Below are 26,713 nucleotides of genomic sequence, written 5' to 3' on the forward strand. Positions count from 1 at the left end.
TATATGACCCAATTAACTGCCAAGCAAAATATTCAAGCGATTGTGAAAGCCATAAAAGCAGAAGAGGCATCACTTCGCCAAAAGCATCCATTACTTGCACATCAAAATATCTTAGGGTTAATCATTTTATTGCTGTCGCTGAGTGCTCTTATTGGCGTTGGGGTTTTATATTATTTAGCCATAATACCTGCTTGGGTGTGCATAGTGCTTGCGGCTATTGCTGCGTCTATTTCCCATGAGTTAGAACACGATCTTATACATAAACAATACTTTAGTAACCAGCCGTTTATGCATAATTTTATGATGCTAACAGTATGGTTAATGCGGCCAAATACTATTAGCCCGTGGTACCGACGTAAAATGCATTTACACCATCACAAAACCTCAGGCACACAACAAGACTTAGAAGAACGCTTGGTGGGCAACGGTATTAAAAACCCATTTATGCGTGCGCTAGTTATTGTAGATGGGTTATTAGGGTTAGTTATTTCTACTAAACGTTTTAGAAAAGAAATTAATGGCTTTAGTTTTTCGAGTGTTTTTAATGCGGGGTTTCCGGTAACAACTGCGTATTTTGCTATTTTATACAGCGTTATTGTGTTTCATATCGTGGATTTATTTATACCACTTTCGCTAAATTCGCCTAGCTGGTTGTTAAGCACAATGAACGTGTTTGAATTTTTAATGGTTGTACTTATTGTGCCTAATATTATTCGCTCAAGCTCGCTTAACTTTGTTACCTCAAGCATGCATTACTATGGCGGCGTTAATAACATGCTTGAGCAAACACACGTGCTAACGAGTCGTTTATTTATGCCGTTTCACTTGTTTTGTTTTAACTTTGGTAAAACGCATACCATTCATCATTTTGTGCCAAATCAGCCATTTTATTTACGTCAAATGTTAAGTGAGAAAATACTTAAAGTAATGGCACAACACAACGTGCGCTTTAACGATTTTGACAGCATTAAAAATGCGAATGCTTATAAATAATTACCTCCAACATTAGGAGGTCTTACATTGCTATTCTTATTTTATAATCTGAATAGCAATTATGTACCAAGCCTATTACTCTCTAGCTTCTTCTATCCACCACCGCGCTTATTAAAACTCACTTTACGTGCGTTGGTTGACTATTCAATGCCATTTTTAAATCAACAAAAGCAAAAATGGTAGGCCTAATTAGCGCTAAATCTTTACACTAAAAATAGATAAAGCCCCCCATAGTTGGGCATCTAGCTTAAATGGGATTGATTATTGTAGAGCCTTCAGTAATAGTGGTTATAGGGCGAACTAATTATGTTCTCAATAATACATAAGGTCTCGTGCTCATCAATATTATAAAACCAATAAATATAATAAGGACAAACAGGATGAAAAAATCACTAATTTCAGTAGCGCTGGGCTTTGCTGCCCTAAGTGCATTTAATGCCAATGCAAACATTGATCAGCAAGTGAAAAAGGTAGAGCAACAGGTTATTGATTGGCGACGTGATTTTCATCAAAATCCTGAGCTTGGAAATCGCGAAACCCGCACAGCAGGTATTGTCACTAAGCACTTAAAGTCGCTGGGTATGGAAGTACAAACAGGGATTGCTCATACAGGTGTTGTGGGGCTATTAAAAGGTGCAAAGCCTGGCCCTACGGTAATGTTACGCGCAGATATGGATGCACTGCCAGTTACCGAAAAAGCCGATGTTGATTTTAAATCAACTAAAACGACTAATTATCGTGGTGTTGATGTAGGTATAATGCATGCTTGTGGGCACGACACGCACGTGGCCATGCTAATGGGCGCTGCACAAGTGCTTGCAAATATGAAAGATGAGCTACACGGTAATATTATGTTTGTATTTCAGCCTGCAGAAGAAGGCGCACCAGAGGGGGAAGAAGGTGGCGCTGAGCTAATGCTTAAAGAAGGCATATTTAAACAATACAAACCAGAAGCTGCTTTTGGGTTGCACATAACATCTAGTTTGCACAGCGGTAAAATTGGCTATAGAAGTGGCCCTGCAATGGCCAGTGCAGACCGATTTGAAATAACTGTGCATGGCAAGCAGGCACATGGCTCTGCACCGTGGACAGGGGTTGACCCAATTGCCGCAGCTGCGCAAATAGTAACAGGCGTTAATCATATTGTTAGTCGCCAAATCAACATTACCAAAGAGCCTGCTATTGTCTCGTTTGGTAAGATAGCGGGTGGGGTACGTAATAATATTATTCCTGAAGAAGTTGAAATGGTAGGCACAATTCGTAATTTTGATATGGATAACCGAGCACAAATATTTGAAAAAATAAAAACCACAGCCACGCACATTGCTAAATCGTCAGGTGCTACTGCAGAGGTACACATTCACGAAGGTTATCCGGTAACGATTAATAACCCAAAGTTAACTGCGCAAATGTTACCTAGTCTTAAGAAAGCAGCAGGTAATGAAAACGTAGTTGAAATGGGAAAAATAACTGGCGCAGAAGACTTTTCGTTTTACGCATTAGAAGTGCCAAGTGTATTTGTATTTTTAGGCGGTACACCTAGTGAGCAAGATTTAAATACAGTGGCTAGCAATCACTCCCCTTATTTTTATGCCGACGAATCATCGTTTAAAGTAGGCACTAAGGCGCTTAGCCTATTAGCTGTTGATTATTTAAACGCACATAAAAAATAATTTAGGCGCACCACGTTACGCTATTAGCTTAACGTGGTATTGCTGTTTTATTTAAAACATCGGATCATGTTTGTAGCACTTGCTCAACTTTGAAAAAATCACTCTAAAGAATTAAAAATCTAACCGAACATACAAATGAACCGGCGAGCAGTTTTTTATATTTTAAAAATAATGAATCGATATTGCCGGTCTTATATCTCGATTCAATCTTCATAAGCATTAAGGATTTAAATAATGGAAATTACTGGAAGCTGTTACTGTGGTGAAATTAAATACCAAGCAAAGTCTCAAAATAACAACGCACTTGTTTGCCATTGTAGTGATTGCCAACGTATGTCGAGCGGCCCATTTAGAGCCGTTATAATTGCAGAGCCAAATTCGGTCGTGTTTACTCAAGGTGAGCCAAAAGAGTTTGTTAAAACAGCGCAAAGCGGTAACAAGCGTGCGCAAGGTTTCTGTGGCACATGTGGAACAACACTTTATGCAACTAACGAAGCTAAAGCTGACCGTGTATATGGCTTGCGTATTGGTGCGGTTGATCAGCGTGATCAGTTTACACCAACAGCACAAATTTGGACTAAATCAACATTGAGTTGGTTGAGCGGCTTACACGAAGTACCTGCGTTTGATACAACCCCACAAAACTAGTTAGTTGGGGTTATCAGTATTACTTTTTTAGTAAGTGATTTGAAATTTATTTAACCAAATGACTGTCTACTTATAAGTCAGTCATTTGGAGAATAATATGTGTAGTTCACCTAAAAGCAGCCGAGCAGTTAAAAAAACAGCCATTAGTTTTAATGATGAGCTTACTCAAGAGCAGCGCTTACGTTTTGCTGCAAAAGCTAATTTAGCGCAAGAGCGCCGTGAACAGCGTGAAGCAACGAATAAACGCTATGAGCAAAAGCACGCGAGTAGTAAACCTTCATCTGGTTTATTTTCGTGGTTACAGCAGCTAGTTAGCTGATTTAGCTAAAGTGGTGTTTTTACCACTGCCTAAACCACATAAAGCACACAGTACTCCGGCAATAGCGCACAGCCATAATGGCGCACTCCAACTACCTGTTGTAGTGTGTAATGCACCAGCTAGCATAGGCCCAATAGCGGCGAGTAAATAGCCTACGCTTTGCGACATACCTGAAAGCGACGCTGCTTGTTGCGAATCGTCAGTTCGTAAACTAATAAACGACAGCCCCAATATAAAACATGCCCCAGAGCAAAAGCCCAGCATTAGGGTCCAAACAAAAGCAAAGCTAGGCATGTAAAGCAGCCCCAATGCACTGAGTGCACTCAACATGGCTAAAGTAAAGCTAAGCGCGCTTTGATCTTTTAATTTGGCAAGTAACGGAATTAATATTAAACCCGGTAATGCAGTCGCTATTTGAAAAGCACCATGATAAGCACCTGCTTGGGTAGCTGAGTGACCGGTTTCGATTAATATGCTTGGTAACCACGTAATAATTATATAATTTAAAAACGAGTTTAAGCCCAGCAGTAGGGTAATTTGCCATGCTAGTAAATAACGCCATACACTTTTTGACGTGTCAGTGTGTTGAGCAATACTCGCGGGTTTTGTGTGCTTACTTAATTGCGACATCCATACAATAATACTCGCCAAAGTAATAAGAGCTGATGAGCCCAGCGCAAGTTGCCATCCTAATCCGTTTAACTGACTAAGCGGAAATACCAAAGTGGAAAACCCACCCGATACCACGCCCATAGTAAGCACGTAGGCTGAGATCATTAACGCAACCTTTGCAGGAAAGTCGCGCTTAATTAAACTTGGTAATAATACGTTTGCGATGGCAATGCCCACACCAATAATAGCGGTGCCTACAAAAAGCATAGCTGAGGTATTTATTACCCGCGCTGCAACCCCTGCAAGTATAAATAGCAAAGCCACAAACAAGGTGCGCTCTAACCCTTGCTTTTTAGCAAGAGTTGCGGCCATTGGCGATACAACCGCAAAGGCAATGAGTGGCAATGTTGTTAAAAAACCAGCTTGCGATGCGCTAAGCCCAAAGTGATTAATAATTTGTTCAAGCACAGGTGCAATACCTGTAAATGTGGCGCGTAAATTTGCGGCAATAAGTAATATGCCAAGCACAAGTAATATGCCAGCAAAGCGTGATTTAGGTTTGTTATTTAACAAAAGGGAAGACCATTAAAGCTAATACTTAATGGGCGCTAGTATAAAGGCTTAGCAAAAACTATAATTTAGAGATAATGACATTAAATAACTAAAAACAGACAAAACTATGTTTGATGCAATTGGCTGGGACGACATTAAAAATTTTGAAATTATGGCGCAGCCCATAATAGCCAAAATTGAGCATGCCCATGCAAGTCACGAAATACCACTACATACCCATCCAAAAGGGCAATTAATTTTAGCGCTACATGGTTATGTAACGTGTGAAGTGTCGGCCAAAATGTGGATGGTGCCTACGCACAGTGCAATTTGGATCCCAGCACAAAAGGTGCATAGTAATAGGGCATCTGATAACGCGCAGCTTTGTCATTTATTTATTGATAGTAGTAAAAACGGTATGCCGTTAAATACCTGTACGTTAGCTATTACGCCGCTGGTTAAAGAGCTAATGTGTGAGTTGGCTGGGCATAATCAGCACTATACTTTAAATAGTAAAACAGCAAGTTTAGCGCAGGTGTTATTTGATCAACTTATTGAAATGCCCGTACAACCACTTGATTTTGTATTATCTAAAAACGAGGTAATTCAAACCATGAGCGATCAGCTTATAAACAACCCAAACAATCGAAAAACACTACCACAATGGGCTAAGCAGTTTGCATTGACTGAGCGCACATTAGCGCGGTTAATTAAAAAAGAAACCGGTATGACATTTGGAAAATGGCGTACGCAATTGCATATAATTACAGCCTTAAAAGCGCTTTCTGATAAGCAAAGTGTGCAGCAGGTGTCGGAGTTATTAGGGTATGAGTCGGTGAGTGCATTTATTACTATGTTTAAAAAGGTAATGAAAAAGTCGCCCATGAAATACATGAGCGACTTAAATCAGTTAAATTAGCTTAGCCCTTAAGTGAGCTTAGCCTTTAAATAAGCACTACCACTTGTAAGTAGCCGAAAGCATCGCGTTACGAGGCCTACCCGGGAAGTATCTGTCGCCGGTAAAACTGGTGTAGTCGGCGCGCTCCGCATAAGCTTCATCAGTTAAGTTAATAATACGAGCAAGTAGCTCAAGATTACTAGTAACTTGCCACTGTGCGCGTAGGCTTAAAACATCATGCCCTTGGTATTTATTTAAGTTTTCTGGGTCGGTGTAGTAGTTACCAACGCGATGCCACTGTAAAGCAAATTGCGCGTTATTTAATGCCTGCCATGTTAAATCAATATTTGCAATATTGCGCGGCGCGGTATCTATGTCGTTACCGTTTATATTTAAACCATTAAGTATTTGGTTATTAGTATAAGTATGTTTTGCGTGGGTACCTGCAAAGTTAAGCGCAAGCGACTTTGTGAGTTGGTAATCAAGTTCAAGCTCAATACCACGATGGCGAGAGCTGCCATTATTTACCGTAAAAAAGTCGCTATCGCGGTAAATCGTATTGTGTTTACTCATAGCGTAAACCGACACGCCATAACGTAGTTTTTCGTAGATTCCTTTAATACCAAACTCTGCGTTATTCGCTATTTCGGCGCTTAAATTTGCAGTAGTTTGCTCGCGTTGTAATTGGTATAGCTCAGCCGCTTGTGGCGCTCTGTAACCGCGAGAAAAGTTCGCATAAAGCGTGTTATTTGTATTGTACTGATAACTCAACCCAAGCTTTGGCGATAAATTACTAAAACTATTTTTTCCACTTTCAGGGCGGCTGTATCTACAGCCACCAAAGCCGCATTCTGTGCCATCGTCTTTTGTTCTACCTGCTAGCATATTATTGGTGTAGTCGTACTGCATATGCTCGTAGCGCACACCTGCGGTAAGTAACCACTTATTTAATTGCCAATCAATAGATGCAAAAGGCGCATAAAGCGTGGCGTTTACATCGTAATCGTAATGCTTACCTTGTGGCACTGTAGCAACTAAAAATGCAGAGCCTTGAGTGGGCTCGTTTTGGCTTTGAATAAAGTCGGCTTGCGTGTATTCGCCATCAAGCCCTAGGTTTATTTTTACATTACTTTGTAAATTATGTTGATAAAGAGATTGCACACCAAAGCCGGTTTGGCTGTTTTTTTCAAGCGGTGTGCCGGGTAAAAAGTGCTTAAAAAAGTCCATGCTTTGGTCGCGAAAATATAACGTAGTAGAGAGCACATCATTGTTATTTAATTGCCATGTTGCATTGCTCCATGCTCTAAATGCGCGTGCTTTTCTAAATGCGTCTGGGTCAAAGTTTTTTTGCGCTAGGTCTTCGTTTTTATAGCTTTCAAAGCCTGTAATAAATCCAGCCGTTTGCTGATCTAGGTTTGTGTAAGTGAGGCCTGAGGTCAGTAATAAATTATTATTTGAATAGCGATGGCGAATATTTACTTTTTGTTGCTCTACGCTTTCGTCATCGCGGTAACCGCTATCGTCGGTAACACTTGCGTTAATGCCTATMCCGCTGTTGCCGTAATCTTGTCCTGCGCGTAATTTGTAGCGAGTATAMCCGTACGAGCCATAATCTAAGCCAACTAAACCACCGCCTTGTGTGGTGTCGGGCGTTATTACATTAATAACACCATGCACAGCATTTGAGCCATAAAGTGCAGAGCCTGGACCTTTTAGCACTTCAATGCGCTGTGCCATTTCGCTGTGCGCCTCAAATAGCTCGTTTATGTTACAAAACCCAGCGGCTCTAAGTGGTATGCCATCTTCTAAGGTTAATATGCCACCACAAGCGCCAGCGCCCGAAAGTACCGGGGAGCGAAGTGCGGGTAAATATTCTTGGCCATTTCCGCGTTGAATATTAGCACCCGCTACACGTTGTAGAGTTTCTTCAATATGGGTAGGCGCTATGCTATTTAGCTGCGCTTCGCTGAGTGTACTTATTGATAAAGGGAGTGGGGTAGATAGCGCTTCAATACGTGATGCCGTAGTTGTTATGGTTTCTATTGCATCGTTGTTTTGATTATCGGCAAACGCAGCGTGGCTAAAGGGTAATATCAGCGGCAAAAAATAAGGTTTCATACATTCCTTGAAAGTAATCTATATTGCATTACCTCTATAATATGCGGTTTTAATATGCATTTAAACTTGTTGCGTTAAAGCGTACGTAACCTATAAATCCGATACGTAATTGATAAAACAAAACAAGCTACAGCAGGAAACACCAAAGCCAGCACTAAGTAATACTCAAATAAAACAAAACCGGTTATACCGCCTAGTAAAAAGCCTGCAATAATGAGCAAAAACATAACCCCTTTACGAGTATCAAATTGCTCACCTTTAAGTGCTTTGCCTATCATTAAACCAAGGTCAGTAAAAATACCCGTTAAGTGTGTGGTACGAACTACTGCGCCACTGTAATTAGTGGCTAACGCGTTTTGTAATCCACATGCAGCAGATGCGAGGGTAATGCCATAAACGTAAGATTGATTAAGTAGGTAGGCACTTGCTAACAGTAAAGCGCCTTCAATAAATAAGAGCGTGTCGTAATGGCGGCCAAGTTTTAATGAACGCCCTGCAAGTAAAAAACCAGAAAGTGCAGAGCCCAACATAAAGCTAATGAGTATGCTAAATAACAGCAAAGCGGCTGACGTGCTGCTCATTAATTTAATACCCAACAAGGTAACAGAGCCTGATAAGTGCGAAATAGCCTGGTGCTCAAATCCTAATAAGCCTACAGCGTTTACTATGCCTGCTATAAATGCGAGCGTAAACGCGCCATATTCAACCCACTTTGGTAGTTTTGTAAACATTGGTTATCTCTTAATATGTGCAGAGTTAATTATTGAGCTTGTGCTTTAAAACGCCTTATTTGTTCGTCAACTAATTTTGTATCCATTACGCCACGTTTAAAAGCAATATAAACGGGGAACGAATAGTCATTTAATTGCCGAGCATAAATGTTTTTATATTTTTTTGAGTACCACAAACCAGCCTGATAGTTGGTTATTGCATATTGCACACGGTTTTTTTCTAATAGCTCAAAAGTGGCTTCAGTAGAAAGTGAACGAAGTAAGTTATTTTCATTAATTGTGTATTTTGTAGCGATAATTTCGGGAAGAATAACACCGCGTAGCATAGCTATAGCGGCTTTTGATAAATCATCAGTAAGTAGATTATCTTCATTTAATGTGAATAAACCAAACTTAGTGGTATGCAAAGGTTCGCTAGTAAAATCTAAATATTCTGTACGCTCTTTATAGTTAGCCAATGAGAAATAGCAGTCGTAATAGCCCAGCTTCATCTCTTTTTTAACACGCGCCCAAGGTAAATGAACAACGTCAATCTTGAGGTTTAAGTTTTTTTCAATAAACTTTATGTAATCAATATCTAAACCTGTAAATGTATCTTCTTTTTCATCGTAAATAGTAAAAGGAGGGTAGTGCGTTGTTACGCAGCGCAGGGTTTTACTTGGCGCTGCAAGTAACAACGAAGGTAAAGTTAAAGCTAAAAACAGAAATATTGCGCGCATAAATATAAATTCGATATCTTTTAAAATACATAAATTGAACGCCAATTATACAGTTACTGAGCTTAATTGCATTGATCTAAGTATTTTTACCTAGCGTATAAGTTAAATTTTGTGAGATATACCATGTTTAACGCAGAGCAGCAGTCACGCATTATCGAAATGGCGTGGGAAGATAGAACCCCTTTTGAAGCAATAGAGCAGCTATACGGATTAAAGTATCCGCAGCTGGTAGTATTTATGCGCGAACATATTTCAAAAGGCAGTTTTAAAGTGTGGCGTAAACGCCATGCTGGTCGTAAAACAAAACATTTAAAATTACGCGATCCCGCCATTATGCGAAGCCACTGTAAAACACAATATAAACAACGTTAAATAAGTGTAAGTTGTTTCATATGATGTTCAGCCGTGTTTGTTAACCTTTAGCTATTAATTACGCTAGAGATTATCTATGAGAGCACTAACATACACAACACTAATAGCATTGGCTTTATGTTCAATAAGCGCAGACGCAAAACCACATAAACATAAGCATGGTCATAAACACGGCCATAATAAGCATCATTCTCATAAACACAACGACAATGACTACCTTTCTAAAAAAGAGGCTAAGCAGCTAATTCGCGCAGGATGGACGCCACCAGGGCTAAGTAAAAGCTACCACCGTGGCGACTATTTAGATCGTGATTTATACAAACGAGGTAGAGTGATTGAACGATCTAGGGATAATGGTACAGTGAGTATTGAAATAGACCGTACAGTTATTCACATGGTGCACGACACCCGAGAAATACTTTCAATTTTAAGTCGCTAAATTAACTTTATAAGGATATTAAAATGCTCATTGCGCTGGCTATAATTATTGGCTTTTTTTTACTGGTTACCTTATTACCTATGTCGTACAGCCAGCATTACTTAGTGCGTAGCTGCGACTTTGTGCGCTTACAGGTTTTTTATATTGCCAGTTTTGTAGCTGTTACTTCGTTGTTTTTATTATGGCAAAGTAGCGCAATAGGTTACGTGTTTATAGCCTTAACCTCATTACTTATAATGATTTTACAAGGTAAATGGATTTACCCGTATACATGGCTTGCTAAAAAAGAAGTGCAAAGCGCACCTAAGCATATAGATCATAGCGTACGAATTATGTCGGCAAATGTACTGATGTCGAACCATAAAAGTGAGCAGTTAATTAGCCTTGTTGATGAGCATCAACCCGACCTACTTATTACGCTTGAGAGTGATAGCTGGTGGGAAAATAAATTATCAGTCATTAAAAAAAATTACCCGTATTACATAGAATGCCCTAAAGACAACCGTTATGGCATGCACTTATACAGCAAGTTTAAAATACTCGATGCACAAATATGTGAGCTAATAGAAGAAGATATTCCTTCAATTCATATTCTGTTTGAAAACAATGAAGGCCTACAAATGCAAGGGCACTTTATTCACCCAGCACCACCAAGCCCGACAGAGGAAGACTCATCACGTCCGCGCGATTCAGAGCTAATAATGGTGGCTAAAGCACTTAAAAACCCTACACGGCCTACCATAGTTGCCGGTGATTTAAATGACGTAGCATGGTCGCGCAGCACCCGTTTGTTTATGCAAATAAGTGGATTTTTAGACCCTCGAAAAGGCCGTGGTTTTTATAACACCTTTCATGCAAGTTACTTTTTTATGCGTTGGCCGCTCGATCACTTATTTCATAGTGAAGGCTTTAAAGTAAAACGCATTAAGCGTTTAGCTAAATATGGCTCAGATCACTTTGCGTTACTCACTGAGCTTTCTTTTGAGAACGCTAATCAAGAGTCACTAGAAGATAAACCCGAAGATCTAAAGCATGAAGAAATCCAAGAGCTTGCTATGAATAAGGCCGACAAGCGAAAAGTGCCGAGGTTTGAGGAAAAGTTATAGCTATTAGGCAGTGTAGGTCGGATAAGTGGCGAAGCCACGCCATCCGACAAAAATAATGAATTGGCTAGCAACAACACGGCTACCACGTTTATGTTGTTGAGTGGCTAGAAAGTGCCAGCAGCGGACATTGGTAACGAGCCTGTAGAATTTCTATTTTAGAGAAAACAGCCTCAGAATCCATTAAAAATATAGCCTCAAATTGCGTTGCTACGTGAAGACTGAGGGAACAATCCACTAGAAAGTGAATATTACGGGCTGTATGAATACAAAAATTATCCGTTACTTTCCACTTTTTAGTAATTCTACAGTCTCAACGCCGCATTAAGTGGACAGAAATAGTGGGTTAAAATGTGTAGCATAGAGAAACATAACCCACTGTTTTAGTTTCGTTTAAGCATGTGTTTCAAATCATATACCAAGCTTTAATCTTAGCTGCTCAAATCCCGTCCCCTTGGGGCGTAAATTTCTTTGTACTTGCCGACTGAAGATACTATTTAACTCAACAACTCAAGTAACAATGCTTCACAACGAGTATGAGAATTTGTAGCATATTCTATACAATATTGTTCTAGCTGAGCTATCCCGTTACACCCTTCTTCACATAAGTAGTCGAAGAACATAGTGTGCTCATCATTTAAACTACCGATGATTTCTTGGGGAAAATGTTTTAACGATCCATCTACTAGTCCTCTTAACTCGTATGCTTTTGAATAACCAAAACCAATAGACTGAAAATCTTGATACTCTTTTGTTTCTTTTAAAACCTTTTGAGGGTTAGCTTTTGCTGCAAGCGTATTAAAAGATGCTGAATTTTTATACATTATATAATGAACTGGAATAATCAGCAGCGGTTCTGTGATATTTTGTATCTGTATATCGTTAAACTCATTTGATATTAAAATATTTTTAATTGCATAATAACACCAATTAAATGCTGTCAAAATAACGACATCATGATTAATTACTCTAACTAAATTACCATCAAAGTGTTTAGAATTATTAAAATCAAGAGATATAGATTTTGATAGTTCCAGTATTTTACGCGAAAAAATAAAATGTTTTTCTGGTAACCCAAGACTCTTTAGTTCTATTAAAATATCCTGCTCATACTTTATAAAAAATAGTGAATTGATATCTTGTTGCGGATATCCAAAATCTTTAACAGCAACTGGCTGTTCGTGAATTGTATAATTTTCATTCTTCAGCTTTAAACTTGAATTGTTTGATGCGAGGGAATCATGTTTAAGAGGCTGCTCATTAATATTATTCTCTCGTGAATGCTTCTTTATTTGAGTCTCATCTTCACCAGTTCCATACACTTCTTTTAAAACTGAATTGATACGAGCCGTAATAGTTAAAAGAGCAAAGTGTTCTACTATATTGCCTTTAAAAAAGTTTTGTTTATTGACTAGAATTTGTGATTTTCCGGCCATTCCAATTTCTTTGATATCACCTAAACAAATCTTTCTCATGGGAGTCATTATTTCATGACAGTATAAAGCATCCCTAGTCACTAACATGCCATCCTTGGCACCTCCAAAAACAGTATCATCAATAAGTATTAATACATCATTAGGATTAACTCCAGAAGCGTATCCAAGCGCGTTTTTGAGCTTTTTTGGTGGAATATTTGGTTTAGTAAATATTTTATCATAAGACCAGTTCCATTCTTTATTGCCTAATAAAAGGTGCTCAAATTGACTGTTCATTTTACTTCCTTAGTTTGTCTTGATATATATTTTGGATGAGTGTCAGTACATAACATTTTAGTATTTATGCGACACACTGTTTGTGTTACATAGTCGCTTGTTAGGCTGAGGCGCTATCTGCTCGGTATGTGAGATTTGGTGTTGTTTATGCTATGGGAATTTGTTTTTATGGCCTGAGCGATACCAAGCCAACTTTACTGGCGTGTCTATCGTATCTAAGCTATCCCTGCGTTACTCAGCCTTTATTGTGTATTATTAAACCTAATGTTTAACCATTAAGCAATTATAAATGAAGAAAAATTAAGTATAGATATTTAGTCATGGACACTCCTGTACGCATAGCAGCTTATTAAACAGCATTGTGGTGGTCTGGAACATACTAAAACGGCGTTTCGAATAAAATTAAGCACCTACTCATAGAAACAGAATTAAATTTAACTTTTCAATGTCCGGTATTCGCTCATTGTTGCCTGTCAGGTTAAGTCTAGTGAAATAGATTGCATTGCATAATTAAAGTTTTTATATTGTTCGGCAATATTTTATTTGGTGCTAATAGAGCACTGCGTGCAAAGGAAAGCATGTGAATTATAAAAAAACGTACTACCCAGTTAAGGCGCTTGCTGTTTTATCTTTAGTTGCTGTTGCTATTAAGTACTGGATGCCAACTGAAATTGGCTTTGCGTTTATGCTGTTGCCTTATTTGCTTCTATATTTTTTAGCGAATGCTAATAACTACCGAAATAAACGGCTTTTTCTTATTAGAATCATAGCTGCATTATTTACTATTATTTTAGCGCCAGTTCTCATTTTTGGCATTGAACCTGACCCTCAAGCTGGAATAGGTATTATGTTTTTGCTGATAGTGCAGCTAGCTGCAATTAGTGCCTCTGAATTTATTATATTATTCTTTTATGCTGATAATGATTAAAAAGCAAACTGCTCATTTACAGTTATTACTGTGTAGTTACTTTGCGGTTTAAACTTAGTAGAGACTAAGCTCTTCTGTAATCTAATTTTAAAGTTAAAAAAAACCTAAAAGCGGTTACCCACTTTTAGGTTTTTTATGTATTGATATTTAAAGCTAAATTAGCTGGCAATCATAATGCTTTTAACATTAACAAATTCGCGCATACCAAAGCCGCCGTGCTCTCGGCCGTAGCCACTGCCTTTAACACCACCAAACGGTAGGTTAGGTTGTGCTAAACCGTAGCCGTTAATGTTGATCATGCCGGTGTCGAAGTACTTTTTAGCAAGTTCAATGGCTTTTTTCTCATCTTTAGAGAAAATACCGCCGCCTAAACCGTAGCGAGAGTCGTTGGCGATTCGCATTGCATCGTCGTTGTCTTTGGCTTTAATAAGCGAAGCTACTGGGCCAAATAATTCGTCGTCATAGGCTGGCATACCAGGGGCTAGGTTATCAAGTAGAGTAGGTGGGTAGTAGTAGCCCGTTTGCGAAGGTATTTCGCCGCCCGTTACTATGTTTGCACCTGCTTTAACTGATTCCATGACTTGGTCGTGAATGCCGTCGCGTAAATCTTCACGTGCCATTGGACCTAAATCTGTGTCGTCTGACATTGGGTCGCCCATTTTCATGGCTTCAAATTGCTCTTTAATTTGCGCTTTAAAGTCATCATATAGTGACTCTACAACAACAAAACGTTTAGCTGAAACACACGTTTCACCGTTATTGACCATGCGACCAGTTACACAGGTTTTAACTGCAAGCTCTAGGTCTGCGTCATCAAGTACTAAGTAAGCGTCGTTACTACCAAGCTCTAACACTGTTTTCTTAACGTGTTTACCTGCTTCTTCTGCTACTTTTTTACCCGTCGCATCACTACCGGTAAAGGTTACGCCACTAATTGCTTTATGCGAAATTAGAGAGCTGGCTGTTTTGCCGTCGATAAGTAGATTGTTAAAACAATACTCTGGGAAACCAGCTTGTTTAAATAGCTCTTCTATTTTTTCAGCCATGCCAAATACATTACCAGCATGTTTTAATACGGTTGTGTTACCCGCCATGATGTTAGCAGCGCTGTAGCGAATTACCTGATAAAGCGGAAAGTTCCATGGTTGAATACCTAATAGTACACCTGTTGGTTGGTAGCTGATAATTGCGCGGCCGCCGTCCATATCACGTTCTTCGTCAGCAAGTACTTGTGGGCCTTGCTCGGCTGTGTAACGACAAATTCCTGCACATAGTTCAACTTCTTGAAAGCCTTGCTCGTAAACTTTACCCATTTCTTCGGTCATGAGTTTTGCAATAGCTTCTTTTTGATCTTCAAAGAGTGAGGCTAACTTATTAAGGTATTTTGCACGTTCAGTGAATGACGTTAATCGCCATTTTAAATATGTTTCGTGAGATTTTTCGATTACCTGTTCCGCTTCCTTTTGAGAAAGTAGCGTGTAGGTTTCAATGGTTTGCTCAGTTGCGGGATTAATCGTTTTAACTGTGTTACTCATTTCTATCTCCTTACAAATTTAGTTATTTAAAAAGTTGCAAGGCTAGAGCCAGTTTTTAAAAAAGTCGTCCTTTGTTTTTATATTATTGATTTTATTGGTTAAATTTGTATTTTTGCTGAAGGGGGATTTTAAAAATATAAAAATTGAGGTGCTCGAGGTAGTAAAATATTCTGGGCGTTGCAAAATTTACAACACCCTCTGGGGCAAACACAGAGCTTTATATTAGCTCCTTTGCAATGCGCTTTAATAAGTAAGTTTCTCGTAAAATAGAAAGCCCTTGTTTTTCACTGTTAGCAATGGTTCGCTCGTTATGTGCAATTGCGTCGTTAATATCAACCCATTTAGCTGTCATGCCATTTTGCTGCTCGTAATGCTCTAACTGCGCTTTGCCAAACTCGTCGGCAATACTGCATACAAAGCAATACGATTTAATATGAATAATATCAAAATCGTCCTTATACCAAGGGCGATACTCTTCATAGAGTCCAAAAGCTTTAACTACACTTATTTGTTGTGCACCAGTTTCTTCGCTTAGTTCGCGAATTAAGCCTTGCTCAATACTTTCGCCGTCATCTACTCCACCGCCGGGTAGGCTGTAGTCTTCATAGCGGTTTGTATACATTAAAAGTATTTTATTATTTTTAATTACAATGGCGCGAGCTGTTAAGCGTGTAAATTGAGTACCTTGGTCAATATTAATACCTGAATGTATTAAGGTTTTTAATTGCTGCATTTTGTCTTCTTTTTTAGGTTTTTAATGAAAATAGTTGCTACCATTCTATAAATGGAAACGATTTTAATTATTAATCATAATTAATGATCGATTTTTTTTCAGCATACGTAAATATAAAGTTGGTAACATAAATGGCATTGAATCACTTAAATTAACTTAAAAAAATAGATTCTATACACTCCTTTAAATTAGCATTTATGGTGCGTAGAATAAGAAAAAAGCATAGGGATTTATCATGTTAGACATACTCTTAGTAGATGACGACGTTGAATTTAGTGACGTTGTTTGCCACATAGTCGAATTCCTCGGCCACAATATAAGTACAGCTACCAGTTTAAAAGAAGCACATCAATGGTTTGAAAATAATGCCTTTGATCATGTGCTACTTGATTTTATGCTGCCTGATGGTAGCGGTTTGCACTTACTTGATCACTTAAAAACGATTGGGCAATCTCCTAAAATTACACTTATTTCGGGCCATCCTTCAGTTAAAGGTATTTTAGCTGATATGTGTGAGCCAAATGTAGGGCATTTATTAAAACCATTACAACGTGAAGATTTAGAGCTCGTTTTAAATGGCCCTAAAAAAGCAGTTAAAAAAGCAAAGTCGAGCGGTATTGTACGCCATTTTGGCGGTTTGATTGGTGAATCTGAACCAATGCAAAAGCTTTACAACATGATTGAGCGCGTAGCTAAAACAAATGCTAACGTGATGCTTATGGGTGAAAGTGGTGCAGGTAAAGAAGTAGTGGCCCAAGCTATTCATAACGCAAGCCAGTGTGAAGGGCCATTAGTTGCTAGCAACTGTGGCGCACTTTCAAAAGAGCTAATTGGCAGTGAGTTATTTGGCCACGAAAAAGGCGCATTTACAGGTGCAATTGCACGTAAAGAAGGTGTATTTGAGCAATCAAATAACGGTACTTTGTTTTTAGATGAAGTAACCGAAATGCCAATTGATATGCAGCCAAATTTACTGCGAGTGCTTGAAACTAAAAAGGTCACTCGCGTAGGTGGTAACAGAGAAATACCAACTAATTGCCGTGTTATTTCAGCCACTAACCGCTCGCTTACCGATTTAGCACAAAATAATGTTATTCGTGAAGATATTTACTTTAGGTTGGCTGTTTTTCCTATTGATATACCGCCACTTCGCGATAGAAAAGAAGATATACCTTTATTAGCAAAAGCCTTTTTAGATCAACTTAATGACGAAAACGGCACTGCATTTAGTTGGACTGCTGCGCAGCTCAAAGAGCTGCAAAGCTATGAATGGCCGGGTAATGTGCGAGAGCTCCGCCATGCTATACACCGTGCATTTATTATGAGCGACCCACAAACCAGCGACATTATTTTACCTGATAACTTAGAGTCACCTTTTTCGCGCGTTAATAATCAAGCTGCCGAAAAGCCTGTATCAGCAGGACAAACAATTGAAGAAGTTGAAAAAGAACTTATTCATGCAACGCTTGATAAGGTGCAAGGTAATAAAACGCTTGCTGCGCAAATGCTAGGTATTAGTACTAAAACACTTTATAACCGCCTGAATGCGTATGGTGGTATTGGAGAATATAAATAAATTTGAGGAAGGGCATGACATCCGATAACCAAACAGAGCAACTCAATAAATTAGTACACGATGCAAGAGGGCCGCTAAATCGTATTTCGATGAATGCTGAGCTGATTAAATTGGTACTTGAAAACGATATGCCAAAAGAAAAAGCGTTAGATGCACTTGATAAAATTATCAATAATTGCCAACAGTGCAGCGAAAGTTTGCAAAAAATATCAGACTCTCAATAAGTATTAAGTGTTGTATAAACTTTAATTCGGGAAGCTAAATGAGCAAGAAAAAACAGCAAGGTAAGGCTAATATTACGTGGGCAACATTTATGGTGGTTGTGCTAGGTATTATTGTGGGCAACGCATTTTTAGCATTGAATACGATTCAAGGCTTAACACAAACCCAAAAAAGTTTAGACAACACTAGCATGCTAACCACAGCAATTGAAAAGCTGCATCTATCCATAGTGCAGGCTGAGTCTGGGCAGCGTGGTTATTTATTGACAGAAGAGGCTGACTATTTAGCGCCTTATTATGACGCTATTGGGCAAATTGAGGCGCAAACAGAACATGTCAAATCGCTTCACTCTGAGATTGACGGTCAAGCTGAGCGTATAGCCCAGTTGTTAGTTCTTGTAGATAGTAAAATTAAAGAATTAAAACAAACTGTAAACCTTGCGCTAGATGACAAAGAAAGGCGTGCGATGTATGTATTAAATACACATAAAGGAAGAAAGCTTTATAAGCAAATTAGAGAGTATGTTAATGAAATTCAAGACCGTGAATTACTCTTTAAAGTAAGCCATTTTTCTAAATTAGCACAGATTAAAAATGAGGCTAAAATTACATTCGCTATAACAGCAATAACGAGTGGGTTACTGATTATTGGTATGTTTATTATGACGCGCCTTAATTTAAGAAATGCAGCACAATATCGTTTTGAGCTTGAAAAACAGAACGAAACTTTAGCAATTAAGGTTTCTGAGCGGACACAAGAGCTAACATTATATTCAGATGAATTGAGCCGAAGTAACCGAGAGCTTGAAGAGTTTGCTTTTGTAGCAAGTCATGACTTACAAGAACCGCTTAGGAAAATCCAGGCGTTTAGTGATCGCCTAGAAACTATGTTTAAAGATGAACTAGGTGAAAAGGGGATGGATTACATTGGGCGCATGAAAAATGCAGCGCAGCGTATGTCTAACCTAATAAACGACTTATTAGAGTTTTCGCGTATTACAACGCGTGGCAAAGACTTTGATGATACGAATTTAAATGAAGTTGTAGCTGATATATTAAGTGATTTAGAGATAGCAATAAAAGAGTCTGAAGCACAAATTGATGTGGAGGATTTGCCAGTTATTCAGGCTGATAAAAGCCAAATGCAGCAGCTGTTTTTAAACTTGTTGTCGAACGCTGTTAAATTTAGGCGTCCAAATATAAACCCGCACATAAAAATTAGTTATCAAGATGAAGATATTTTCAGCTCTGATCATAATACTCATTTAAGTTTTCAAGTTATTACCATAGAAGATAACGGTATTGGTTTTTCACAAGACTATGCCGATAAAATATTTGTACCGTTTCAGCGATTACATGGACGCTCACAATATAAAGGCACGGGTATTGGCCTTTCTGTATGTAGGCGTATTGTAGAGCGCCATGGCGGAACAATTACAGCCCAAAGTAAAGACGGTGAAGGTGCAACCTTTATCATAAAACTACCTGTGGAAGCTGAGCTTTTCACATTGCAAGGAGAGGCTTAAATGCCCTATTCAAAAGTAAAACCGATTACTATTTTAATGGCAGACGACGATGAAGATGATCGTTTGTTAACACAAGATGCCCTTGCTGAAAGTCGTGTACTTAACGAGCTTCACTTTGTTGAAGATGGCGTTGAGTTACTTGAATATTTAGAACGTAAAGGTAAGTTTGAAGACAAAGCAGTTTCGCCGCGTCCTGGACTTATACTACTTGATTTAAATATGCCTAGAATGGATGGCCGTGAAGCGCTTGAAGCCATAAAAGGAAACCCTAACTTAAAGGGAATTCCGGTTGTTATATTAACTACGTCTAAACAAGAAGAAGACATGGTAAAAGGGTATAACTTAGGTGCCGCATCTTACATCACTAAACCAGTAACGTTTGATGGCTTAGTTGATTTGATGAAAGCATTAGGAAAATACTGGGTAGAATTTGTAGAGCTACCATCAACATTTAACGATTAAAGGGAGATTCTATGTTAGATAAAGTGACTAAGCTGCTGCTAGTTGAAGACGATGAAGATGATTACATACTCACCTGCGACTATTTACAACAATTAGATTCACATACGTTTAATGTAGAATGGATAAGCTCTCCAGAGCAAGCAATTGAAAAGCTCAGTAAAAATGAGCACGATATTTGTTTGCTCGACTATCGCTTAGGTGCATCTAACGGCCTAAGCGTTTTAAAAAAAGCGATAACCAACGGCTTTAGCGGTCCTATCATTATGTTAACGGGGCAATCTAATGATGAGTTAGACTCAGCTGCGCTTGATGCGGGCGCCGTTGATTACTTAATAAAAACAGAAATGAGCTCGAGCCGATTTGCGCGTGCTATTCGTTATGCACTTGCTCGTAAAGATGTTGAAGGTGAGCGAGTTGAGCGCTTAAAAGCTGAAGCCGAAAATCGTTCAAAAGATCGATTTTTAGCTCATTTGAGCCATGAGTTACGTACCCCTCTATCGTCTATTTTAGGTTACACCGAACTGTTAATGCAGAGCGACTTTAGTCAGCAAGCAGAAAATGAATTGGGTGTTATTTATCGAAACGGTAAACACTTATTGAGCTTGTTAAACGATGTGCTCGATTTGTCAAAAATAGCAGCCGATAAACTGGAACTTACCCTAAGCGAAGTTAACCTTGATAGTATGCTTGCCGATGTATACACGCTAATGCGCGTATCGGTGCTTGATAAGGGCCTTACGTTGCGCTTTGAATCTCATCAGCCATTACCTCTAGTTGCACGACTGGATGCAACAAGAGTTCGTCAAATTTTAATAAATCTAATAAATAATGCGGTTAAATTTACCGATAAAGGCGAAATTGTTGTTAATGCGTGGACGCAATGGGTTGATGATCGAGAAATGCTATTTTTTAGCATTAAAGATTCAGGTATGGGCATTGCCCCTGAAAAACAAGAACTCATATTTAAGCCATTTGAACAAATAGCGGATGTAGAATCACGCTCTGTAGGTGGCGCAGGTTTAGGCTTGGCAATATGTGCCGAATTGTTAGCACGTATGCACGGTGATATTAGTTTGCACTCTGAAATAGGCAAAGGTTCTACATTTACGATTTCGGTGTATCCAGGTGATATTAGCGAAGTAGAGCGCCAAGTACTTAATTTTAGTAGTGCCCCACAATTACAAAGTAAATCAGCCCCTTGTAAGGTACACGGACGAGTATTAGTGGTTGATGATTTACGTGATTTACGCATGCTAGTTGGTCATATGATCAGTACCTGTGGTGCGCGCGTAGATTATGCCGAACATGGCCAGCAAGCGCTTGAAAAAGTACGCATAGCAGATGCGTATAAAGCGCCTTACGACATTATTTTTATTGATATTCATATGCCTGTAATGGGCGGCAAGGAAGCTACCATAGAGCTTAGAAAAATGGGCTATAAAGGCCCAATAATTGCGCTCACTGCCGCTACGATGAAAGGCATACATGAGGAGCTTGCTGCACTTGGTTTTAACGATGTAATACCAAAGCCTGTTGATAGCGCGGCTTTATATCAATGTTTGCAAGATTACTTGGTAGCGCCAGAGTATGCACCGCAAGCTAAAGATATAAACTGTGGCAAGAGCTTAACTGAGAAGAAACAACGTTTTTTACTGGTTGAAGACGATCACGATGCAGCACAAATTACGCAGCTACTTTTAGAAAGCTTAGGTGTTGAAACCGTCATTGCGTCTAGCTGCGCACAATGTTTGCAAATACTTAATCACGACCAGCAATTTAATAAGGTATTATTAGATATGCATTTACCTGATGGTCGTGGCGTTGATTTAGGCCAGCAAATTAATGAGCGATACCCTGAATTACGTTTAGTGATTGTAAGTGGAGCAGAGCCAGATCCAAGAGAAATAAAAGATTTAAATATTGACCGAGTTTTACTTAAACCTATTAATTTGAGCTTACTTGAAACGCTTATTAGCTAAGGCCTGTTTATCTTTTTAGGTTAAATTCATCAGTATGTTTGGTGTTTAGGCAAGGCTGAGCCTGTGTAGTGTGGTTATTTCCCATAAATAGGCGATAGCGAAGCAAAAATGCCGAACATGCGTTGCCCGATAGCTCCTAGATTGAACAAATTTTAATTCTGAAAGGTCAACAGGCCCAATAACTGAGACATTACTCATATGCATTCAATAAAGTTAGTATCTGAGAAATTAACACCATCAAAAGTAGTGTGTGTTGGCCGTAACTATACCGCACATATTGCAGAGCTAAATAACGAAATGCCAGAGCAAATGGTTTTATTTAATAAGCCAAATAGCGCAATTACTAATACGTTATTTGCAGCTCACAACGGCGATACGCTACATTATGAAACCGAGTTGTGTTTTGTAGTTAAAAATAAAAAATTTGTAGGTGTTGGACTCGGCCTTGATTTAACTAAGCGTACTGTGCAAAGTAAATTAAAAAATAAAGGGCTTCCATGGGAGCGCTCAAAAGCGTTCGACGGCTCTGTTATTTTAACTGATTTTGTAGCGCTAACTGATGCAATGAAGCACTTTACTTTTGAACTTAAAATTAATAATGAAGTAATTCAGCGAGGCGATACTCATTTTATGCTGCACAACCCTGACTCAATTTTACAAGAAATTAGTGAATTTATGAGCTTAGAAGACGGTGATGTAATAATGACAGGTACACCGTCGGGCGTAGGTGAGGTAACAGCTAAAAGTATTTTTGCAGTGGCGCTTTATGCTAATGATCAGTGTTTGCTTGAGCATCAGTGGCAAGTAAGTAAAAATTAATGACTTGCTGTTGGTAGTGTTTATCAAAGTCAGTAAAGGTAGTTTTAAGCCAATTATGCTGACTTTGCTGATACTCAGGCGATTGAAGTACATTATTTTTTAATGCGCGGTTGATTTTTTTAAGTGCTTGCTGTGCAAAATTATTAGGTGCTTTAGCCGCACAGCCTATTGCTCCTCTAATAAACTGAATGTCATTTTCTGCAATTGGTACACTTTTAATATTCGTATACTCCCCTTGTTTATTAAAGTATTCAGCCATAAACGGGTAATCAATTGAGTAGTCTAAAAAGCCGTGACTCAAGCGGGCTATAACGGCCTGACTTTCGTTTTCACTGCCCCAGGTTAATGACGACTCTTTATCTAGTTTTGTATTTTCAATAATCTTATTTATTTTAGTTGTAAATTTACGTGCAGCGGCTTGCCCATATAAGTATTGTGGGTCGGTTAATAAGTTAATCAAATGAATCGGTGAACCGTGTTTTTTCTCTAATTCCGGTTTTAGCTCTTTAGTCGTGATAATCGAAAATGGGGGATATACCGTTGTTGGATTTGAATAGTTAAGTAATTGGTTATTATTTTTTTTATAAATAACACACGGAAAACATACATTTTTTCCTTCATTTAAATATTTATTTATACGCTGCTGAGGAACAATTAAGCGGGTATGTTTTACATCAGTTATGGTTCTAATGAGTTGCTCGGTTAGGTTGTCGCAAATTCCGCCTTGTGGCGCACTTTCGCTTTTAGCTATATGAAAAGGGGGCGTGTAACTTTGCAGCCAAATGATCTCTTCTAGAGGTTGTACTTTTTGCTCAACGGCGAGGGCGTTAAATACAATTAATAAGCAAAATGCATAGTATCTATTTTTCAGCATTAATAAGTGTTCGTTGGATTAAGAAAACCTGATAAAAGTATAGTGTTGGTTGTTGTATGGTCAAATATTTTAGTTAAAAGCAGCCTTGTTCAAGGCTGCTTTTAACTCATACATGATTAATAAGGCATAGGATGGTTTCTAAATATGGTGTTAATCTCACTAAGAATTTCGTCGTTTAGCGTGATGTTAAATGCATCAATATCTTCTTTTAATTGGGCTATAGATGTTGCCCCAATAATTGAAGAGGTTACGCCATCTACTTGGTTACACCATGCTAAGGCTAGTTGTGCTGGAGTAATATTGTTTGCATGAGCCAGCTCAACATACTGCTTAGTGGCTTGTTCTGCATTGGGTGTATCTCTAAAGATACCGTTACGCTGCATGAAGGTCCAACGAGAACCTTCAGGGCGAGCACCGTTTAGGTATTTACCCGTTAATAAACCGGCTGCTAAAGGAGACCACGGTAAGTAAGCAATATCTTCGTGAACACATTGCTCTATTAAATACGGCCAATCTTTAGCGTGCGCTAAGCTAAACTCGTTTTGAATAGATACCATACGCGGTAAGTTATGCTCTTTGGCTAAGCTTAAAAACTGGCTTATACCCCATGGCGTATCATCAGATAAACCGCAGTGCTTAATTTTTCCTGCTTTTACACATTCATTAAGTCCTTCTAGAATATCGAGCATACTCGCTTGCTGCTCTTGTGTATTTACGTCGGTAAATTTAAGAGTGTCCGGCCACTGTCTGCCAAAGTGCGGGGTAGAACGGTTTGGCCAATGCAGTTGATATAAATCAATGTAGTCTGTTTGAAGTCGCTTAAGTGAATTATCCACGGCTTCTATTACTGTTTGGCGAGTAATATTGCCGCCATCACGTACCCACGATAATCCATTGCCTGCAATTTTTGTAGCTAGTACCACACCGCTGCGCTTTTGCTGATTCCGCGATAGCCAATTGCCAATAATCTCCTCGGTTTTACCATAGGTCTCTGGCGAAGGCGGCACAGCATACATTTCAGCTGTATCAATAAAGTTTACGCCTTGCTCTAGCGCGTAGGCTATTTGCTCATCCGCATCGTTTTGAGTGTTTTGTTTGCCCCAAGTCATACTGCCTAGGCACACTCTAGATACGTCTACACCACTGCTACCTAGTGGGCTGTATTTCATAAAAATTCCTTAGCTAAATTAGTGTTGAGCGTGGCTAGTTAAAGCCGATAAAAGAGGCTCAGAAATCGTAGCTTTTTGCCCTGTTGTAAAATCAAACATGACAACTTTAGAAGTACCCGTTGTTGTTATAGCCTTTTGAGCATGGCTATAAACGGTGTAATTCATAGTGAAGCGGTCTGTTTTTATATCAGTAATAGTAACACCCACTGTAAGCGTATCGGGAAAGGTGACAGGGCGTTTATAGCGAATATTATTTTCGCTAATTACTGGGCCCACACCATTTGGGCTTATTGTGTCGAACAGATTTATTTTATTTAAAAAGTCGATTCGGGCTATTTCAAAGTAACGTAAATACACTACATTATTTACGTGTTGCAGTGCATCCATATCAGCCCATGCTACGGTGATGTCGGTATGAATAGGGTGCTGATCTTTAAACGTTTGCATTATGTACTGGCCCTTAATTTTAAAGCACTTAGATTATCAATATGGTGTTATGAGCTCAAGGTAATTAGAGTATGTTTTTTTGTAAGATGATTGTACCTATTTAATTTTAGGCCTACAGTTAAGTGGCACGTTAAAAACACACAAGACAAAAACACACAGAGGTATGTACGCAAAATATAATTAATTGGTTTTTAGCTTGTTTGGTTTTTATAGCCTCTTTCACCTGTTATGCAATGGGTAACGTATCTGGCGCTATTATTTTAATGCTAGCGGGGTTTTTATTCGAGGTTATATATTGGCTACGCGGTTATAAAGAGCCTGAAGACAATAAACACTTTTTTAATCGTTAACTAAGCTTGCTTATCACAATTGATTCTATAATAATGACTGTATAAATAACCAGTCGTTATAGTGGTGATGAAAAAGTTTATTCACATAGACATGGATTGCTTTTACGCAGCAGTAGAAATGCGAGATAACCCAAAACTTGCACATGTACCGCTTGCTATTGGAGGCAATAGCCGACGAGGCGTGCTCTCAACTGCTAACTATATAGCGAGAGAATATGGCGTGCGATCGGCTATGTCGAACTATCATGCTAAACAATTATGCCCCGATTTAGTTATTGTTCCTGGGCGGATGGCTGTATACAAAGAAGCTTCAAACCAAATACGTGAAGTATTTAGCCGCTACACAGACTTAATTGAACCCCTTTCTTTAGACGAAGCCTACCTAGATGTAACAGACAGCGCCGCATGTAAAGGCAGTGCCACACTTATTGCACAGCAAATAAGAGCCGATATTTACAATGCTACAGGGCTCACTGCATCGGCAGGTATTGCACCGATTAAATTTATTGCCAAAATTGCCAGTGACGAAAATAAACCGAATGGTCAATTTGTCGTTTTGCCTCATGAGGTCGATGACTTTTTGGCACAATTACCGCTGGGTAAAATTCCGGGAGTGGGCAAAGTAACGCTCGAAAAACTCAATTTAAAAGGGCTATATACCGGTAAAGATGTACGCGAAAAAGGCGTAAATTGGATGCAGCAACATGTAGGTAATTTTGGCGTGTCGCTTTATCAAAAATGTGCAGGTGAGTATGTTGGTAAAGTATCGACAGATCGCATAAGAAAATCGCTGAGTGTTGAACATACCTACGAGTACAATAAAACAAGTTTGCAAGAGTGCTTAGATGAGCTTCCAAAATTGTTAGACGAATTAGTTTTAAGGCTCAATAAACAGCAATTACAAAACCGTATTAATAAATTGAGTGTTAAAGTGAAGTTTGCAAATTTTGTAGTGACCTCAGCAGATCAGGTATATCACGAGCTAAACACAGAAATATTTATTCAACTCCTTACTAAGGCTTACCAACGAGGGCTACAACAACCTGTAAGATTACTTGGCATAGGCGTTGGTATTAAAAACGAGCCAGAACAAAACTTTCAACTTAGTATTCTCGATTAAGCTGTAAAGCCTGTAACTCCAAGTTGCCATTTATTGATAGGTTATGTGATTAGCTCATCGCACCTTGCTGGTCTTCAATATTTAA

The 26,713-nt window shown here is 38.8% G+C and carries 26 protein-coding genes; 16 read left to right on the forward strand and 10 right to left on the reverse strand.

Annotated features, from left to right (window positions below; all coding sequences use genetic code 11):
* The first annotated feature begins 3 nt into the window (after positions 1-3).
* From EU510_RS11320 to EU510_RS11335, 4 genes are all read left to right on the forward strand, one after another.
* A complete protein-coding gene (locus EU510_RS11320) occupies positions 4-993 on the forward strand; it encodes a fatty acid desaturase (protein ID WP_149593578.1) in 990 nt (329 codons plus the stop codon).
* 380 nt (positions 994-1,373) lie between these two features.
* Positions 1,374-2,666 carry an amidohydrolase gene (locus tag EU510_RS11325; RefSeq protein WP_149593579.1) on the forward strand — a complete coding sequence of 431 codons (1,293 nt, stop codon included), beginning with the start codon at positions 1,374-1,376 and terminating at the stop codon, positions 2,664-2,666.
* A gap of 234 nt (positions 2,667-2,900) precedes the next feature.
* The gene (locus EU510_RS11330; protein ID WP_149593580.1) at positions 2,901-3,314 is read left to right on the forward strand and encodes a GFA family protein; all 414 of its coding nucleotides are present in this window, start codon (positions 2,901-2,903) and stop codon (positions 3,312-3,314) included.
* Between the two features lie 97 nt (positions 3,315-3,411).
* A complete protein-coding gene (locus tag EU510_RS11335; RefSeq protein WP_024605837.1) occupies positions 3,412-3,633 on the forward strand; it encodes a hypothetical protein in 222 nt (73 codons plus the stop codon).
* Here EU510_RS11335 and EU510_RS11340 read toward each other — a convergent pair.
* Positions 3,622-4,818, reverse strand: a complete 1,197-nt coding sequence (locus tag EU510_RS11340; RefSeq protein ID WP_149593581.1) for an MFS transporter — start codon at positions 4,816-4,818, stop codon at positions 3,622-3,624. The genes EU510_RS11335 and EU510_RS11340 overlap by 12 nt on opposite strands.
* 106 nt (positions 4,819-4,924) lie before the next feature.
* Between EU510_RS11340 and EU510_RS11345 the strand changes: the two genes are divergently transcribed.
* Complete coding sequence (locus EU510_RS11345) at positions 4,925-5,716, forward strand: AraC family transcriptional regulator (RefSeq protein WP_149593582.1); 792 nt, start codon at positions 4,925-4,927, stop codon at positions 5,714-5,716.
* Positions 5,717-5,752: 36 nt separating this feature from the next.
* Here EU510_RS11345 and EU510_RS11350 read toward each other — a convergent pair whose 3' ends face one another.
* From EU510_RS11350 to EU510_RS11360, 3 genes are all read right to left on the reverse strand, one after another.
* Positions 5,753-7,813: a TonB-dependent receptor gene (locus tag EU510_RS11350; protein ID WP_149593583.1), complete on the reverse strand. Its 2,061-nt coding sequence runs from the start codon at positions 7,811-7,813 to the stop codon at positions 5,753-5,755.
* A gap of 74 nt (positions 7,814-7,887) precedes the next feature.
* Positions 7,888-8,544 carry a YoaK family protein gene (locus tag EU510_RS11355; RefSeq protein WP_149593584.1) on the reverse strand — a complete coding sequence of 219 codons (657 nt, stop codon included), beginning with the start codon at positions 8,542-8,544 and terminating at the stop codon, positions 7,888-7,890.
* Between the two features lie 29 nt (positions 8,545-8,573).
* Positions 8,574-9,263 carry a substrate-binding periplasmic protein gene (locus EU510_RS11360; RefSeq protein ID WP_149593585.1) on the reverse strand — a complete coding sequence of 230 codons (690 nt, stop codon included), beginning with the start codon at positions 9,261-9,263 and terminating at the stop codon, positions 8,574-8,576.
* A 123-nt stretch (positions 9,264-9,386) separates the two neighbouring features.
* Between EU510_RS11360 and EU510_RS11365 the strand changes: the two genes are divergently transcribed.
* From EU510_RS11365 to EU510_RS11375, 3 genes are all read left to right on the forward strand, one after another.
* On the forward strand, positions 9,387-9,635 hold the full coding sequence (locus EU510_RS11365) for a TIGR03643 family protein (RefSeq protein WP_024595124.1): 249 nt from the start codon (positions 9,387-9,389) through the stop codon (positions 9,633-9,635).
* Positions 9,636-9,711: 76 nt separating this feature from the next.
* Entirely contained in the window at positions 9,712-10,074 is a 363-nt protein-coding gene (locus tag EU510_RS11370) for a hypothetical protein (protein ID WP_149593586.1), read from the forward strand.
* A 23-nt stretch (positions 10,075-10,097) separates the two neighbouring features.
* Entirely contained in the window at positions 10,098-11,180 is a 1,083-nt protein-coding gene (locus EU510_RS11375) for an endonuclease/exonuclease/phosphatase family protein (protein WP_149593587.1), read from the forward strand.
* Positions 11,181-11,674: 494 nt separating this feature from the next.
* On the opposite strand, the gene EU510_RS11380 is transcribed toward EU510_RS11375, so the two are convergent.
* Positions 11,675-12,889, reverse strand: coding sequence for a hypothetical protein (locus tag EU510_RS11380; RefSeq protein WP_149593588.1), 1,215 nt, complete (start codon positions 12,887-12,889; stop codon positions 11,675-11,677).
* Between the two features lie 580 nt (positions 12,890-13,469).
* On the opposite strand from EU510_RS11380, the gene EU510_RS11385 reads away from it, so the two are divergent.
* On the forward strand, positions 13,470-13,817 hold the full coding sequence (locus EU510_RS11385; protein WP_149593589.1) for a hypothetical protein: 348 nt from the start codon (positions 13,470-13,472) through the stop codon (positions 13,815-13,817).
* Between the two features lie 158 nt (positions 13,818-13,975).
* On the opposite strand, the gene EU510_RS11390 is transcribed toward EU510_RS11385, so the two are convergent.
* Positions 13,976-15,352, reverse strand: coding sequence for an NAD-dependent succinate-semialdehyde dehydrogenase (locus tag EU510_RS11390; protein ID WP_149593590.1), 1,377 nt, complete (start codon positions 15,350-15,352; stop codon positions 13,976-13,978).
* Positions 15,353-15,569: 217 nt separating this feature from the next.
* Positions 15,570-16,085, reverse strand: a complete 516-nt coding sequence (locus tag EU510_RS11395; protein ID WP_039485087.1) for an NUDIX hydrolase — start codon at positions 16,083-16,085, stop codon at positions 15,570-15,572.
* Between the two features lie 235 nt (positions 16,086-16,320).
* Here EU510_RS11395 and EU510_RS11400 point away from each other — a divergent pair, with 235 nt between their 5' ends.
* From EU510_RS11400 to EU510_RS11425, 6 genes are all read left to right on the forward strand, one after another.
* Entirely contained in the window at positions 16,321-17,661 is a 1,341-nt protein-coding gene (locus EU510_RS11400) for a sigma-54-dependent transcriptional regulator (protein WP_149593591.1), read from the forward strand.
* A gap of 14 nt (positions 17,662-17,675) precedes the next feature.
* Positions 17,676-17,885 carry a histidine kinase gene (locus EU510_RS11405; RefSeq protein WP_039485081.1) on the forward strand — a complete coding sequence of 70 codons (210 nt, stop codon included), beginning with the start codon at positions 17,676-17,678 and terminating at the stop codon, positions 17,883-17,885.
* A 38-nt stretch (positions 17,886-17,923) separates the two neighbouring features.
* On the forward strand, positions 17,924-19,408 hold the full coding sequence (locus EU510_RS11410; protein WP_149593592.1) for a sensor histidine kinase: 1,485 nt from the start codon (positions 17,924-17,926) through the stop codon (positions 19,406-19,408).
* A complete protein-coding gene (locus EU510_RS11415; protein ID WP_149593593.1) occupies positions 19,409-19,870 on the forward strand; it encodes a response regulator in 462 nt (153 codons plus the stop codon).
* Between the two features lie 11 nt (positions 19,871-19,881).
* Positions 19,882-21,849, forward strand: coding sequence for a response regulator (locus tag EU510_RS11420; protein ID WP_149593594.1), 1,968 nt, complete (start codon positions 19,882-19,884; stop codon positions 21,847-21,849).
* A 198-nt stretch (positions 21,850-22,047) separates the two neighbouring features.
* A complete protein-coding gene (locus EU510_RS11425) occupies positions 22,048-22,668 on the forward strand; it encodes a fumarylacetoacetate hydrolase family protein (protein ID WP_149593595.1) in 621 nt (206 codons plus the stop codon).
* On the opposite strand, the gene EU510_RS11430 is transcribed toward EU510_RS11425, so the two are convergent.
* From EU510_RS11430 to EU510_RS11440, 3 genes are all read right to left on the reverse strand, one after another.
* The gene (locus tag EU510_RS11430; RefSeq protein ID WP_149593596.1) at positions 22,619-23,542 is read right to left on the reverse strand and encodes an ABC transporter substrate-binding protein; all 924 of its coding nucleotides are present in this window, start codon (positions 23,540-23,542) and stop codon (positions 22,619-22,621) included. The genes EU510_RS11425 and EU510_RS11430 overlap by 50 nt on opposite strands.
* Before the next feature lie 116 nt (positions 23,543-23,658).
* Positions 23,659-24,711, reverse strand: coding sequence for an aldo/keto reductase (locus EU510_RS11435; RefSeq protein WP_149593597.1), 1,053 nt, complete (start codon positions 24,709-24,711; stop codon positions 23,659-23,661).
* Between the two features lie 18 nt (positions 24,712-24,729).
* Positions 24,730-25,158: an acyl-CoA thioesterase gene (locus EU510_RS11440; RefSeq protein ID WP_149593598.1), complete on the reverse strand. Its 429-nt coding sequence runs from the start codon at positions 25,156-25,158 to the stop codon at positions 24,730-24,732.
* A gap of 417 nt (positions 25,159-25,575) precedes the next feature.
* Between EU510_RS11440 and dinB the strand changes: the two genes are divergently transcribed.
* Positions 25,576-26,628 (forward strand): DNA polymerase IV, encoded by a 1,053-nt coding sequence (gene dinB, locus EU510_RS11445; protein WP_149593599.1) that lies wholly within the window; start codon positions 25,576-25,578, stop codon positions 26,626-26,628.
* Positions 26,629-26,713: the final 85 nt, after the last annotated feature.

Origin of the sequence: Pseudoalteromonas sp. FUC4 (genome assembly GCF_008370255.1) — a bacterium.
In the GTDB taxonomy this organism is placed as follows: domain Bacteria; phylum Pseudomonadota; class Gammaproteobacteria; order Enterobacterales; family Alteromonadaceae; genus Pseudoalteromonas.